At 61.5% G+C, this 14,667-nt stretch carries 14 protein-coding genes; 7 read left to right on the top strand and 7 right to left on the bottom strand.

Features of this window, described 5'->3' with window-relative positions; translation table 11 throughout:
- Positions 1-184: 184 nt before the first annotated feature.
- Both ACYUCQ_RS04260 and mscL read left to right on the top strand, forming a co-directional pair.
- Positions 185-3,421: a Hint domain-containing protein gene (locus ACYUCQ_RS04260; RefSeq protein ID WP_460253263.1), complete on the top strand. Its 3,237-nt coding sequence runs from the start codon at positions 185-187 to the stop codon at positions 3,419-3,421.
- Positions 3,422-3,483: 62 nt separating this feature from the next.
- Positions 3,484-3,939, top strand: a complete 456-nt coding sequence (mscL, locus tag ACYUCQ_RS04255) for a large conductance mechanosensitive channel protein MscL (RefSeq protein ID WP_460253262.1) — start codon at positions 3,484-3,486, stop codon at positions 3,937-3,939.
- 44 nt (positions 3,940-3,983) lie between these two features.
- On the opposite strand, the gene ACYUCQ_RS04250 is transcribed toward mscL, so the two are convergent.
- The 3 genes from ACYUCQ_RS04250 to ACYUCQ_RS04240 form a co-directional block, all read right to left on the bottom strand.
- Positions 3,984-5,552 carry a sensor histidine kinase gene (locus tag ACYUCQ_RS04250; protein WP_460253261.1) on the bottom strand — a complete coding sequence of 523 codons (1,569 nt, stop codon included), beginning with the start codon at positions 5,550-5,552 and terminating at the stop codon, positions 3,984-3,986.
- 110 nt (positions 5,553-5,662) lie between these two features.
- Positions 5,663-6,346: a response regulator transcription factor gene (locus tag ACYUCQ_RS04245; protein ID WP_460253506.1), complete on the bottom strand. Its 684-nt coding sequence runs from the start codon at positions 6,344-6,346 to the stop codon at positions 5,663-5,665.
- A complete protein-coding gene (locus ACYUCQ_RS04240) occupies positions 6,346-7,437 on the bottom strand; it encodes a S1C family serine protease (RefSeq protein WP_460253260.1) in 1,092 nt (363 codons plus the stop codon). Before ACYUCQ_RS04240 ends, ACYUCQ_RS04245 begins: the two co-directional genes overlap by 1 nt.
- Positions 7,438-7,614: 177 nt before the next feature.
- On the opposite strand from ACYUCQ_RS04240, the gene ACYUCQ_RS04235 reads away from it, so the two are divergent.
- Genes ACYUCQ_RS04235 through ptsP form a run of 5 tightly spaced genes read left to right on the top strand, consistent with a single transcriptional unit; the run spans position 7,615 to position 11,689 of the window.
- Positions 7,615-8,121 carry an HPr kinase/phosphorylase gene (locus ACYUCQ_RS04235; protein WP_460253259.1) on the top strand — a complete coding sequence of 169 codons (507 nt, stop codon included), beginning with the start codon at positions 7,615-7,617 and terminating at the stop codon, positions 8,119-8,121.
- 28 nt (positions 8,122-8,149) lie between these two features.
- Positions 8,150-9,106 (top strand): RNase adapter RapZ, encoded by a 957-nt coding sequence (gene rapZ / locus ACYUCQ_RS04230; RefSeq protein WP_460253505.1) that lies wholly within the window; start codon positions 8,150-8,152, stop codon positions 9,104-9,106.
- 13 nt (positions 9,107-9,119) lie between these two features.
- Positions 9,120-9,542 carry a PTS sugar transporter subunit IIA gene (locus ACYUCQ_RS04225; protein ID WP_460253258.1) on the top strand — a complete coding sequence of 141 codons (423 nt, stop codon included), beginning with the start codon at positions 9,120-9,122 and terminating at the stop codon, positions 9,540-9,542.
- Positions 9,543-9,568: 26 nt separating this feature from the next.
- Complete coding sequence (locus ACYUCQ_RS04220; protein WP_460253257.1) at positions 9,569-9,868, top strand: HPr family phosphocarrier protein; 300 nt, start codon at positions 9,569-9,571, stop codon at positions 9,866-9,868.
- An 18-nt stretch (positions 9,869-9,886) separates the two neighbouring features.
- Positions 9,887-11,689 carry a phosphoenolpyruvate--protein phosphotransferase gene (ptsP, locus tag ACYUCQ_RS04215; protein ID WP_460253256.1) on the top strand — a complete coding sequence of 601 codons (1,803 nt, stop codon included), beginning with the start codon at positions 9,887-9,889 and terminating at the stop codon, positions 11,687-11,689.
- Positions 11,690-11,793: 104 nt separating this feature from the next.
- On the opposite strand, the gene ACYUCQ_RS04210 is transcribed toward ptsP, so the two are convergent.
- The 4 genes from ACYUCQ_RS04210 to metW all read right to left on the bottom strand — a co-directional run bounded on the left by ACYUCQ_RS04210 (position 11,794) and on the right by metW (position 14,648).
- Entirely contained in the window at positions 11,794-12,564 is a 771-nt protein-coding gene (locus ACYUCQ_RS04210) for a Bax inhibitor-1/YccA family protein (RefSeq protein WP_460253255.1), read from the bottom strand.
- A 196-nt stretch (positions 12,565-12,760) separates the two neighbouring features.
- Entirely contained in the window at positions 12,761-13,030 is a 270-nt protein-coding gene (gene rpsO / locus ACYUCQ_RS04205) for a 30S ribosomal protein S15 (protein ID WP_460253254.1), read from the bottom strand.
- A gap of 16 nt (positions 13,031-13,046) precedes the next feature.
- Positions 13,047-13,988, bottom strand: a complete 942-nt coding sequence (gene truB, locus ACYUCQ_RS04200; RefSeq protein WP_460253253.1) for a tRNA pseudouridine(55) synthase TruB — start codon at positions 13,986-13,988, stop codon at positions 13,047-13,049.
- Positions 13,989-14,036: 48 nt separating this feature from the next.
- Positions 14,037-14,648, bottom strand: coding sequence for a methionine biosynthesis protein MetW (metW, locus tag ACYUCQ_RS04195; protein ID WP_460253504.1), 612 nt, complete (start codon positions 14,646-14,648; stop codon positions 14,037-14,039).
- Positions 14,649-14,667 lie beyond the last annotated feature (19 nt).

Here is a 14,667-nt window from a genome sequence, read left to right as displayed (position 1 = left end):
ACCCTCATTATGTGAGATTTTAAGCGCCCAGATGACCCAGTCTGGGCGTTTATTTTTTTACCGCGCAATTATAATTTTTGATAATCGGTTTAGATTTTAATTTTGTTGTGAATCCGTGCCCAACTATGGCACTAGCGGTCCATTGCTTCACAACATTGAGCCTATAAGACGAGAGGGTGCCACCATGGCCGAAATTGGACCGCCGCCAAGAACAGAAATATTTCACGGCTATTACGCCGACTGGAACCCAACAATTGCCTCAGGCAACTGGTTCACGCCCGAATCGGTCACGACAACAGTCAATTCATCTGGTACCCTCGTCCACGTCACCACTGCAGTCTGGCTGAACGATACGACGGGCAGCGGCCTGACCTTCGCGCCAGGCTCGACGCTCGGCACCCAGGAGCAGTTCGGCTTAGGCGGTCCCGCGAACTACGGCGTCATGATCGGCAACAACACCGTGGCGATTGCGGCCTATCAGACCAGTGATAACGGCAGCGCCTATGTGGTGCCTACCACGATAGCACCCGTCGACCCGTTTTTCAGCAAAAATTTCGGCATCATCCTCGGAGCACCCAATAGAGGCAGCACGTATCCCACGCACTCCACGCTAGTCGCCGATGACGTCGCTTTCGCGAAAGGCGTCACAATCAGAAATTTCTACGTAGCAGGCTATAACGGCCAGCCCAGCATCGTTGGCGATGGCACCCTCTACGTCGAAAACACCGTCACCAATGATGGCGTGATCCTCAACGAAGGCGGTGGCTCGGTCGCTATTCTCACCGCCCCTGGCGGCAGCTTCATCAATGATGGCATCATTCAAACCCAGAAATACACCACCATCACGCTCGGTAAAACCGCAAGTTCCGGCATTTTCAACTATTCCTCAATCGAAGCCTTTGGCGGTGAAATCATCATCGGCAGCTCGGTCTATGGCAGCCACACCTATACCGTCGGCAAAACCGGCACCTTCGCCATGGGCAATGCCGGCACCTTCATTCTGAACGCGCCGGTCAATGGTAGCGAATATGTCCAGTTCACCGATGGCAATGGTGATAAATTGGGCGTCAACACCAATCCCGCCGTGATCTCAGGCGCAACCGTTGGGTTTCACCTCCCGCCCCTCGGCGGCTTCGCCAATTCGGTCACCGGCTCGCCCTTTACCCAAAGCGGCAACATCATCACGCTCAACAACACCGCCGTTCCCGGGGAAATCACCGGATATTCAATCATCACCGGCAGCACCAGCCAAACCTTGCTGCTCGACGAAAAACTGACCAACGGAACCGTCGAAACCCTCGCCCTCAGCTTCGCTGGCACCACCGCGCTCAACCACCTTACCGTGGTCCAAACCGGCGGTGTCACCGAACTGCTCGGCGGCAATGCCGATTTTTTCAGCGGCCCCGCCGTCGCGCTTGGCACCCAAGCCAATTTCCTCAACCCGGCCTATTGGAATCTCGGCGCCGCCCCCGGCACCTCACTCGGCGTCGCGATTAATAGTCTCGGGGTCACCCAAGCCGTCAACGCACCCAGCGTCGCCGAAATCGCTGGTTCCAGCGTTTATCTCTCATCAACCGCCACCAATTACGGCTCCATATCAACCCTGTCGAACATGACCATCGGCCTGCTCGGCTCAGTCGCCAACGGCTCCACCACCACCACCGGCGGCACCCTCAATCTCAATGGCGTGAATATCGGCGCCAACAGCACCATCGTCACCGGCATCGGGCCTAATCTCATTTACACCCAAGGCTCAGTCGTCAATTACGGCACCATCGAAGCCGCCGGCACCAGCTCGAGCGATGGCGTGGCAATCGTCACTGGAACCGGCAGCAGCTTCACCAATGCCGGGCTGATCGAAGCCGTCGGCGGGCTCGATCCCGCAACCATCGGCAGCTACAGCTCGCCTGCCTCCACCTTCATCAATAACGGCACGCTGGAAGCCAACGGTACCCTCACCGGCTCCTCGCCGAGCAATGCCGGGGAATTGGTGATTTATGACTATATCACCGCCAGCGCTGGCAGTTCTGGCACCATCCTGATGACCAATGGCGGCATCGTCGAGCTGAAAGACAGCGCCGCCGCCAACCAAACGCTGCTATTCGGCACCAACGGCGGCACGCTCGATCTGAGCACCACCGCCGATGTGTCGAGCGGCGTCTTGAGCCCCACCTTGACCGGCTTTGGCTATTTGAGCGCCATCGACCTGACCGGATCGCTGTTCTCATCATTCGTATCAGAATCCTTGATCACAACCGGCACCAACAGCACGCTGGTCGTCTCCGAGGGCACCGCTGCCGGCAACTATACCACCAGCTTCAGCCTGGTCTTCGCCGGCCATCCGCAAAACCTCACCTTCACCAACAACGCCACCGTCACGCTCGATGGCGCAAACCAATCTGCCATCGTGATCACCGCACCCTGCTTTGCCGAAGGCACCCGCATTCTCACCCCGCGCGGCGAAATTCCGGTCGAGGCGCTGGGTATTGGCGATCACATCATCACCATCCATCACAACGGCACGCCGCGCCACGCGGCGATCCGCTGGCGCGGCCAGCGGCGCATGTCCCTGGCCCAGCACCCGGCGCCCGAGCGGGTCGCACCGATCATCATCGAACCCGGCGCGCTGGGCGAGGCAACGCCGCATCGCCGGTTGGCGCTCTCGCCCGATCACGCGCTGCTGCTCGATGGCCTGTTGATCGAGGCCAAAAACCTGGTCAATGGCACCACCATCCGCCAGGATTTCAATCCGCGCAGCATCACCTATCACCATCTGGAGCTTGATCAGCACAGCGCCATTCTCGCCGAAGGCGCTGCGGCGGAAACCTATTTGGAATCAGGCAATCGCCATCAATTCGAGGGCCAATCCGCCCTCGCGATGATCGCGGATTTCGCCGCCACCCAACCCGTCCCGCGCTTCGCCCCCCTCTGCGATCGCGGACCCGCGGTCACCGCCATCCGCCAACGGCTCGCCGCCATCGCCATCGCAGCGGGCTATCGCATCGCCCATGCCAGCGCCGCCAACCCGAGCGGCTTGATGATCGAAGCCGATGGCCAGATCATCCATGGCGAGCCAAAGGGCGCCGGGCGCGTCCTGTTCACCGCCCCTGCCACGCTGCGCCGCGTGCGGCTGCGCGCCCCATCGGGCGTTCCCGCCGAGATCGATCCCGCAGCGACCGACCGGCGGCGTCTGAGCCTCGCCTTGCGCGGTCTCGCTTATGGCGGTCAGGACTTGGCGCTGGATGATCATTGCTTTGCCGCCGGGTTTTTCGCTCCTGAAGGCGCATTCCGGTGGGCCGGGCCGGAGGCGATCTTGGATTTTGCCCATCTCGCCCCCGCCTCGCAGCTCACCTTGCTGGTGCATGATTTCGCACCGCATTGGGTGGCCCCGCAGCACCCATGCCCGCTCAAGGTTGCTTGACCCAGAGCACATTAATGTGTGTAACGATCACACCCGTAACAAGAGCGTAATGGAGCGAAACTATGGCTGATCTGCCACCGATCAAAAAACCCGGCTGGGTGGGCGAATTTCAAGCGTTTCTGATGCGCGGCAATGTGGTTGATCTGGCTGTCGCCGTGGTGATCGGCGCCGCCTTCACCAAAATCGTCAATTCGCTGGTCGCGGATCTCATCAACCCTTTGATCGGGCTAGTTACCGGCGGCGTCGATTTTTCCAATCATTTCGCCACCCTCTCCGGCAAGGTCGAACCAACCCTGGCCGCCGCCAAAAAAGCCGGGGCCGTCACCCTGAATTATGGCGTCTTCATCAATGCCGTGATCAATTTCGTCATCGTCGCGTTCGCAATTTTCTGGCTGGTGCGGATGATCCAAAAACTCTACGCCAAGCCCGCCGCCCCCGCAGCGCCCCCGCCGCCCACGGTCTCGGAGAGCCTGCTCACCGAAATTCGCGATTTGCTGAAAGCCGCCGAAACCAAATAATCCGCGCTATTGTGTTTGCGTAAAATGAACAGAGTCTGATTGCGTTAATCAGTCAGGCTCTGTTCATTGTTTTGCCGAGCAACTTTATCTGATCGGATATTACTCTCAGCATCCACGGACTTGCGCTTCGCCACCGAGAGTAATCGCTCGCGCAAATTGCCGGTCGGTTTGGGGTTATCGCGCGGCAATACCAGCACGGCGCGCAAGCCCGGATGATTATCCTCCAACCGGATCCGGCCATTATGCAACTGGGCAATCGCCGCGACCAACGCGAGGCCAAGGCCGGTGCCCGGCGTATTGCGCGCCGCTTCCGCCCGGTAAAACCGCTCCGTCGCCCGCGCACGATCAGCTTCGGGAATACCCGGGCCATTATCGGTGATATGGATTTCGATAAACTCAGAATCCCGCCGGGCAGCGAGCCGCACCACCCCGCCATCCGGCGCAAATTTGATCGCATTATCGAGCAAATTGGCAATCGCCTGCTGCAACATATCGACATCGCCGATCAAATTGAGCGCGTCCGGCCAGCTCGCATCGAAGGTGATGCCCCGCTCTTCCGCAGCGGCCTCATAAAATTCGGCCAAATCCGCAATCACCGGCGTCAAATTAATCGCCGCGAACGCTGATCGGCGCGCACCGGCCTCAATCTCGGCAATCCGCAGCAGCGCCTGAAACACCCGCACCACCCCATCGAGCTCCGCCGTCGCCCGCTCGATGGCCGCGCGCAATTCATCAGCATCGGTGCTGTGCGAAGCGGCAAATTCCAGCCGAGTGCGCGCCCGCGCAATCGGGGTGCGCAAATCATGCGCAATGGCGTTGGAAACCTGGCGCACCCCATCCATCAACCGGGCGATCCGATCCAGCATGTCATTGATCGTCTCGGCCATGATATCAAACTCATCGCCGGTATAATCGCGCCGGACCCGCTTACTCAGATCACCGCGCGCCACCGCCCGCGTGGTGGCGCTAATATCGCCAATCGAGCGGCTAAACAGCCCGCGCACCACCAGCGCACCGACTACACCTAGCCCCACCATCGCGGCAAGCGCCCAGATCATCGCATCGCGCAGAATGCGCCGCAATTTGACCTGCATTTCAATATCGCGGCCCACCAGCAACTGATCGCCATCGGGCAGCGCGTAAGCCCGCAATTGCGCTGCCGATTTTTTATTAAAATGCTCAATCGGCAGGCTATACAGCACATTATCCTGGTTCACCGCTTGCGGCCAGGCGGACATATTGCCAATCACCCGGTTGCCGAGCGGATCAACCAGCAAATAAATCGCCGAATCATCCGGATTTTCCCTGATCCGGTTGCGCAACGCCAGCACCACGGCCGGGATACCGCCGGTGCGGTAATGGTTCAGCAGCCCAGCACCATCGGCGCGGATCGCCACTTCGGTCTGTCGGCTCAGCAAACCCAGCGTGGTATAACGCAGCGACGCCGCCAGCACGATGGTAGACACACCGAACACCAACCCATAGAGCACGGCAAATCGCACACTGGCCGAGCGCAGCACGGTGCGCTTGCGCACCATCGGTTCCGCCTCAAGCGGGCGCCGGATCGGCTCGGCAAGCCCGTCCGTCGCCTCGCTGTCGGGGATGTCCGCCATCCGGGCTTCGATCAATATCGGTCGAGGTCAAATCGACAGATTCGACCGCGACCAATGACATTAATCGGCGACCAAAGATTCGAGCATGGTTGATGATCAGCCATCACGCTCTAGGGCTCCTCAACCCTCAGCATATAACCCGCATTGCGCACTGTATGGAGCAACGTCGTGTCAAACGGTTTATCGATTTTCTGGCGCAGCCGCGAGACATGCACATCAATCACATTAGTTTGTGGATCGAAATGGTAATCCCACACCCCTTCGAGCAGCATGGTGCGGGTCACCACCTGGCCAGCATGGCGCATCAAATATTCGAGCAGACGAAATTCCCGTGGCTGCAAATCGATTTTCTGCCCGGCGCGCTTCACCCCGCGCGAGAGCAAATCCATCTCCAAATCCCCCACCGTCAGCCGGGTGGCTGGCCCCTCGCCCTTGCCGCGCCGCGCCAGCGCCTCAACGCGCGCGAGCAACTCGGCAAACGCAAATGGCTTGGTCATGTAATCATCGCCCCCGGCCTTGAGGCCTTTGACCCGATCATCAACCTGCCCCAACGCCGAGAGAAACATCACCGGCGTCGCATTATCCTGCGCACGCAATGTTTCCAGCAACCGCAACCCATCAATCCCGCCCGGCAACATGCGATCCAGAATAATCGCATCGAAATTCTCCGATGCCGCGAGAAACAAGCCATCCCGGCCATTATCGACATGCTCAATCGTATGGCCCGCCTCGCGCAGACCCTTCACCACAAAACCCGCTACGTCTTTATCATCTTCAACCACAAGAATGCGCATCATTCGCTCCTGAGTTCGGCCGGTCTCCGGCCAATGGTGACCGGCAAGGCATAGAGCCTGCCGCGTCGTTCAACTTCGAGAATCTCGCGCCGCCCCGGCATACTCGCCGCAATCATCCGGGTCAGATCATTCGCGTCCCCTACTTTATGGTGATTGACCGCCAGAATAACATCACCCGGCGCCAAGCCTAATCCGCCCGCTGGCCCCTGCGGATCAACGCCGGTAATCACCGCACCGGGCAGCGCCCCGGCCCGATCCGTCGCACTAATCCCGAGCCAACCGCGCGCGATACTGCCATGGGCGATCAACGCGGCGATCACCCGCCGCGCCAAATTGGACGGGATCGCAAAGCCAATCCCCACCGAGCCGCCCGAGGGCGAGACAATCGCGGTATTCACCCCGATCACATGGCCGCGCATATCAAAAGACGGCCCGCCCGAATTGCCCGGATTGATCGGCGCATCGAGCTGGAAAAACCGATCGAACGGATCATCATCAATCTGCCGTCCGCGCGCCGAAATGATCCCGGCGGTAAACGATGTGCCCAAATCAAACGGATTGCCCGCGGCCAAAATCCAATCGCCCACCTGCATATGCGCCGAATCACCCCAGGTCACCGTCGGCAAATCCGCACCAACATCGATTTTCACAATGGCGAGGTCGGTCAATTGATCGGTGCCCACAACACGGGCCGATACCTGTCGGCCACTATCGAGCGTCACGACAATTTCCCGCGCATTGCCGACCACGTGATTGTTGGTGACGATAATGCCCGCCTTGGTCACCACAAAACCCGAACCCGCCGCCTGCACGGCGCGTGGCGCAGCACGAGGGCCAACCGAACGAACCGCTGGCGTGCGCTGATTGGGCATATCGAGGCGCGGTGCGGCCGGCGCAGGCCCGGCATATTGGATCACCGAAATCCCCACAATCGAGGGGGCCACTGCGCGCACCAACGGCGCAAAACTCTGCGGCGCCAAGCGAACATCCAACCCATGCGCCATCGCCCGCCGCGCGAACAGGCCACTTCCCAGCACACCGCCCCCCAGCATGGGCAACGCCGCCATCACCCTTCGGCGCGAAATCGTCATCACAGGCACTCACCATCAAGCATGATTGGACATGGCACTGGCCGGGCACCGGCGCAAGATAATCCATGGTTCGCTCATTCTCCGCATCATCATCAACGGTGATCCACGGGCATCACCGAGTCTCCACCCGTGGCCTTATCGCAACAGCGGATTCAATTCACTGATGACCCGCCCGAAATGGCTAAAAATATCAAATTTTTCATCGCGCCACGAGATTGCGGCAACCCCCTCTTTCACTTTCGCCTAAAACTTGCCACAATCGGCTCCGTGATGCGAGTGCATGCCTCTTGTGCCGCGCTAAACGATGACGCCGTTTTACTGGTTGGACCGCCCGGAGCCGGGAAGTCTGACCTGTTATTGCGGCTCATTGATCGCGGCTTTGCTCTGATCGGCGACGATCAGATCATCATCGAAGGCGGGCAAGTGCGCCCGTGCACTGCAATCGCCGGGATGGTCGAATTGCGCGGATTAGGGTTGTTTGAACTGGAATTTCGGCCTTCGGCGACCTTGCGGCTGATCGTGCAGCTCGGCGCCCACGCCGCGCGCCTGCCCGCATTCGCGCCGAGCGCAACCCCGATGATCGCGCTCGACCCCAGCGCGCCCTCCGCGCCAATCCGGGTGCATTGGGCGCTCGATGCCGCCTGTGGCCGCCGCACCCAACGCTGCGGAGCCTTCGCCGCATGATGATGATGGCCGCATTGAGTATGGCACGATGACCGATCCAGCGCGCATCGTGGTGGTCAGCGGCCTATCGGGGGCCGGCAAAAACTCGATCATGCGCAGCCTTGAGGATATCGGCTTCGAGGCGGTCGATAATGCGCCGCTGAAATTGCTCGACTCGCTGATCCATACCGACCACCGCACCGCCATCGGCGTTGATGTCCGCACCCGCGATTTCAACGCCGCCGAATTGATCGAAACCCTCACCCGCCTGCGCGCCGAGGGCGTGCGGCTCGATTTGGTGTTCGCCACCGCCGAACCCACCGTGCTGCAACGCCGCTATACCGAAACGCGTCGGCGCCATCCCCTCGCCCCGCACGGCACCATCGCCGAAGGTGTCGAGACCGAGCGCGCCCTCACCATGGCCCTGATCAGCGCCGCCAATTGGGTGATCGACACATCCGATCTGCCCTTGCCCAAGCTGCGCGAGATGATCGGCGCCCGCTATAGCGGCGCGGAAGACGGGCTCGCCGTGACGCTGGTCTCCTTCGCCTTCCCCAACGGCACCCCGCGCGATGCCGATTTGATGTTCGATGCGCGCTTCCTGCGCAACCCGCATTACATAGCGGATCTGCGCGCTTTGACAGGTCTCGACGCTGCGGTTCGTGCCTATATCGATACCGATACGGATTACCCGGGCTTCTTCCGCCGCCTCGCTGATCTGGTGGATTTCCTGCTGCCGCGCTTCCAGCGTGAAAGCAAAACCTACGCCACCATCGCCGTTGGCTGCACCGGCGGGCGGCACCGCTCCGTCGCGGTGATTGAAGCCCTGGCCGAGCATCTTACCGGGCAAGGCTGGCGCATCCGCATCGAACATCGCGCCCTGGGCCAAACCCGCGACGCCAAAGCCCAAAAAACGCCAGCCCCAACAACCACAGCCGAATCGCTGGGCCCCTGGAACTCGATATCAGCGGCAGACTCGCCGCGCGCTTTTGGAGAAACACGATGATCGGAGTGTCGAGATGATCGGCCTCGTCCTGGTCAGCCACGGCACCCTGGCCGATGCGCTGCGCGACGCCATGGAGCATGTGGTCGGCCCCCAGCGCAATGTCGCGACCGTCGCGGTTGGCGCTGATGAGGATATCGAGCAGCAGCGCGCCGAAGTTGCCGCCCGCGTCGCCGAGGTCGATACCGGCGATGGGGTGGTGGTGCTCACCGACATGTTCGGCGGCACACCCTGCAATTTGGCGATGTCGATGTTGGCACGCCCCGGCGTCGAAGTGCTGGCCGGAATGAATTTGCCGATGCTGGTCAAACTCGCCAAAATCCGTGGCTCGCACGGGCTGATCGAGGCCGTTCACTGCGCCGAAGCCGCCGGGCGCAAATATATCGCCAGCGGGTCTGACGTGCTGCACGCAAGCCTGCCCCGCCGCGCCGTTGGATAACCAATCATCGTGGTTTTTCTCTCCTCATGAGTGACGGCGGCGAAGCCTCCGCCCTGCGGCTGGTGCAAAATGTGGTGATCCGCAATAAGCGCGGCCTGCATGCCCGCGCCGCCGCCAAATTGGTCACCCTGGCCGAGCGGTTCAGCGCCTCGGTCGAAGTCGGGCGCGACCAGCAATTCGTCTCCGCGCAATCGATCATGGGCCTGATGATGCTCGGTGCCGCCCAAGGTTGCACTATCGAAATCACCGCCGAAGGCTGGGACGCCAAAGAAGCGCTCGAAGCCATCGTGGCGCTGGTCGAAGCAGGTTTCAACGAATCCGATTGAGTGTGTTAGAATTTTCGGATGCGACAGGCCGATCCCTCGCTCCGTAAGCCGCGCCGGCAGCTCACCCTGCCCGGCACCGGCGTGGTGCCCGGCATCGCCATCGGGCCAATCGCCTTCGCCGCCGAGCCCAAGCTCGAAATCACCCGCCAAAAAATCGCCGCCGCGGACATCGCCGCCGAGCGCCGCACGCTCGATGAAGCGGTGGTGCGCGCCCGCCAGCAACTGATCAAGCTACGCGCCCGGCTCGCCCATTTGCCCGAGGAGAGCGAAGGCGAATTAGGGCCGCTGCTCGATGCCCATGTCCATATGCTCGATAAATCGCGGCTGATGCGCGCCATCTACGCGGCGATCGAGGAAAAACTGGTCTCCGCCACCACCGCCGTGCTCGATGTCAGCGAAGCCCAAGCCACCGCGATCCTGGAAAACCAGTCCCTCGCCGCCGATGATAGCGGTGCCGCCGCGCGCCAGGCCGAAGAGGTGCGCGATCTGGGCCGCCGCCTGTTGCGCAATTTGATCCATCTGCCGTTCCGCAGCTTCACCGGCCTGCCGCCGGGCAGCCTGCTGGTGGCCGACGCGCTGCGCCCCGCCGATGCCGCCCTGATCGCCCCCAATCATTTCGCCGGCATTGTCAGCGAGGAAGGCAGCGATGGCGGCCACACGGCGGTCATGCTGCGCGCCATCGGCATTCCCGCCGTGCTCGGCGTCAGCGGCCTGATCGCCGCCGCGCGCGAAGGCAGCCTCGCCGTGCTCGATGGCACCACCGGCCAAATCACCCTCAATCCCGGCGCGCGCCTGCTGGCCAATGCCGCGCAAAGCCGCACCCGCTTCGCCAGCGCCCAGCGCGGCCTCGCCCGGCTCCGGCGCCTCGCCTCCACCACCGCCGATCATGTGCCCATCGAGCTGCAAGCCAATATCGAGCTGCCGTTTGAACTACCGATGGTGGTGCGCTCCGGCGCCAGCGGCGTTGGGCTGATGCGCAGCGAATTCCTGTTCATGAACCGCGACAGCCTGCCCGACGAAGCCACCCAGCTTGCCATCTATCGCGACACCATCGAAGCGATGGATGGCGACCCGGTGACCATCCGCCTGCTCGATTGGGGCTCGGATAAACAAATCGAGGCCCTGGTCAGCGCCGGGCTGGTGCCCGAAACCCGCGAGGAAAATCCGGCCCTCGGCCTGCGCGGCGTGCGGCTGCTGGGCGATGCGCCTGCCTTGCTGGAAACCCAACTCGCCGCGACGCTGCGCGCCGCAATCTATGGCCCGGTGCGCATCCTGATCCCCATGGTGTGTCGCCCGCGTGAAATCACCCTGGTGCGCACGGCAATGAACCGGGTCTGGCGGCGGCTGGAGGCCGAGCATGTCCGCCTGCCCGCCGCCCCGCCGCCGCTCGGCGTGATGATCGAAACCCCCGCCGCCGCCATCGCCGCCGCCGCCTTGGCCCGCCATGCTGATTTTTTCTCGATCGGCACCAATGATTTGACCATGTACACCCTCGCGGCGGACCGCGCCCTGCCCGCCCGCTTCGGCCTCTATGACGCGCTGGAACCGCCGGTGCTGCATTTGATCGCCATGATCGTTGCCGCTGCGGCCAAGGCGCGCATCCCGGTCTCGCTGTGCGGTGAGCTGGCCAGCCGCCCGGAAGCCGCGCCCTTGCTGATCGGGCTGGGGCTGCGTAGCCTCTCAATGCATGGCAGCGCGATCCTGCCGGTCAAGCGCGTGGTCCGATCCGTCAGCCTCAGCCAATGCGAAAGCCTCGCCGCCGCCGCCCTCAGCACCAGCGACGTCGCCGCCATCCACGATTTGCTCAACACCCCAAAATAACGCCCCAAACCAAGGCCATAAAACAAGGCCATAAAACAAGGCCAAAAAAAAGCGGCCGGTGCGAAACCGGCCGCCTCCCATCACGCGTCGCGCAACAATGACGATCAGTTGCGGCGATTACCCATAAATTGCAGCAGGAACAAAAACAGGTTCAGGAAGTTCAGATAAAGCTGCAACGAGTCGAACACCGCCCGCTTGCCCGCAATATCCTGGCCGAACCGGCTGCCGAACTGAAGATAATCGGCCTTGATCCGCTGCGTGTCATACGCGCACAGCCCGGTGAAAATCAGCACCCCGAACCCGCTGATAATGAACTGCATCTGCGAGGATTGCATGAACATGTTGATCACCATCGCAATCAACAAGCCAATCACGCCCATGATCAGGAAGCTGCCAAACTTGGTCAGGTCAGTGCGGGTGGTGTAGCCATACAAGCTCATCGCGCCGAACGTGGCGGACGCGGTAAGGAACGTCGTCACCACCGAAGCCCCGGTATAGACCAGGAAAATATTCGCCAAGCTCGCACCCATCACCGCGCAAAACGCCCAGAACATCGCCTGGACCTGCACCGTGGAGAGCCGATTGACGCCAAAGCGCATCACCAAAATAAAGCCGAGCGGCGCAAACATCAGCACATAAGCCAGCAGGCTGGGCTGGCGCACCATCTGACCGTGCGAATTCTCCGCCAGCGGATAGAGGCTATTAATCAACCCACTATTCGCCACACCATAAGAAACCAGGGCGGTCAGCAGCAAGCCGGACGCCATCCAGTTATAAACGCGCAACATATAGGCGCGCAGACCTTGATCGAGCACACCCGTGCCCGCCATGGTTGCCGCACCGCGATATGAGCGCATGTCAGGACCTTGAGCCATGTATCACCAACGCTCCGTTCAGGGCGACACTAGCGTCGCCCGCGAACCCCTATTTCGGCGAAATCGTCGTCAAAATCAAGAGTTTTCAACCGGATGATAGATGAGATCGGCGTAACGATCGGGTTAACCTACGTATATAACCGTAGAATCACCCGATCTTCACGATATCTTTACCCCCCCAACCGGGAGGTCCGCCTCAGCGGCGCAGCTTCAAGCGGCCAATCAGCGCCTCATAGCGCTTCACATCCTGGCGCTTGACGTAATCCAGCAGGCGGCGGCGGCGGCCCACCAGCATCAACAGGCCCCGGCGCGAATGGAAATCCTTCGCATGGGTCTTCAAATGCTCAGTCAGGCTGGAAATCCGCTCGGTCAGCAGGGCAACCTGCACTTCCGGGCTGCCGGTATCGGTCGGGCCATTGGCATAGTCGGCGATAATCGCCTGACGGCGTTCGGGCAAAGTCGACATCGTTGTACTCCACAGGTCAGGGTTGCAGGAAACGCTCGGTGCGGAGCAGGCCCTCGGCCATGCGCCCCAACGCAACGCAGCTCTCCTCCGCCATCAACCGCACCAGCCCATCATCAGGGTTCGCGGCCTCCGGAATCCGACCCATCAAGGTCACCAAGCTTAAAGCTAGGCCCTGCTTGAGGTCAGCAATCTCGCGGGACGTTAGGGCCAGCGCCGGGATGTCGGCCAGCGCGGTCGTAACAGACAACACAAAATTCGGATCAGCCCCGGCCTCTTGCCCCATCTCCGCCAGCTTGTCCAGCGTCACCGCCCGCTCAATGGTGAACGGCCCCACCGCCAAGCGCCGCAGCACGGCGATATGCCCCACCGCCCCCAGCGCCTGCGCCAAATCCCGCGCCAATGAGCGCATATAAACCCCCTTGCCGGAGGCCACCTCAAACACCGCATGATCGGCATCAACCCGCTCGACCAGCTCAAACCGATCAATCTGCGCCGGTCGCGCCGCCAGCGCCGGTGGCGCTCCCTGCCGGGCCAGATCATAAGCCCGCTCACCATTCACCTTGATCGCCGAAAATGCCGGCGGCACCTGCATAATGGAACCCCGAAACGCGCTGAGCGCCGCGCGGATCGCCGCATCGTCAGGCCGAACATCGCTGGTCGCCACCACCGCGCCATCCGCATCATCCGAATCCCGCGCTTCGCCGAATTTCAGGGTGAACCGATAAAGCTTGGTACCATCCATAATATAAGGCACGGTCTTGGTCGCCGCCCCCAGCGCAATCGGCAGCAACCCAGTCGCCAGCGGATCGAGCGTGCCGCCATGACCCACCTTGGCGGCGTCCAAAATCCGCTTAATCCGCGCGACCGCATGCGCGCTGGTAATGCCTTGCGGCTTATCCAGAATAATCCAGCCATTGATTGGCCGACCGCGTGACTGCCGTGATTGGGGCCGACCCATAAATTCATCCTATTCGATTGATGCGAGACGGTCTGATAGCGAAGCCGATTAGCGACGACCAGCCCCGCGCCGCAACAAAAACAACCCTTGCTCGCCAAACAAATTGGCCAGCATCGGTGCGCGCCGCCACGGCGCCCGCCGTCCCGCCTCATCCGCCGCCAGCCATTGCTCAACCTCATACCCCTCCACCGCACAGAGCGCGAAAAAATCACGCATCGTGCAAGGATGGATATTCGGCGTCTCATACCACATCCGCCCCCAGGTCCGCGTCATCGGCATGCGCCCGGTGGTCAAAAGCTGCCAGCGCAAGCTCCAATGGCCGAAATTCGGAAAACTGACGATGGCGCGCGCACTAATCCGCAGCATTTGCCGCAACACCTCGCGCGGCTTCTCCACCGCCTGCAACGTGCGCGACAGCACCACCACGTCAAACGCATCATCCGGATAATGCGCCAAATCGCTATCGGCATCGCCCTGCATCACCGGCAGCCCATGCGCCACCGCGCGGGTCACCTCCGCCATGTCGATCTCCAGCCCGCGCGCGTCACAGCCTTTGGTGCGAAACAAATATTCAATCAACGCCCCATCGCCGCAGCCAATATCCAACACCCGCGCCCCCGGTGCGATCATCTCCGCAATCAATTCCAAATCCACCCGCATCGATTTGGACACCAGCCGC

Source organism: Acidiphilium sp. MT5 (assembly GCF_054767495.1).
Note: the sequence above shows the minus strand (reverse complement) of the source record. Positions and strands in the feature narration are given on the sequence as shown.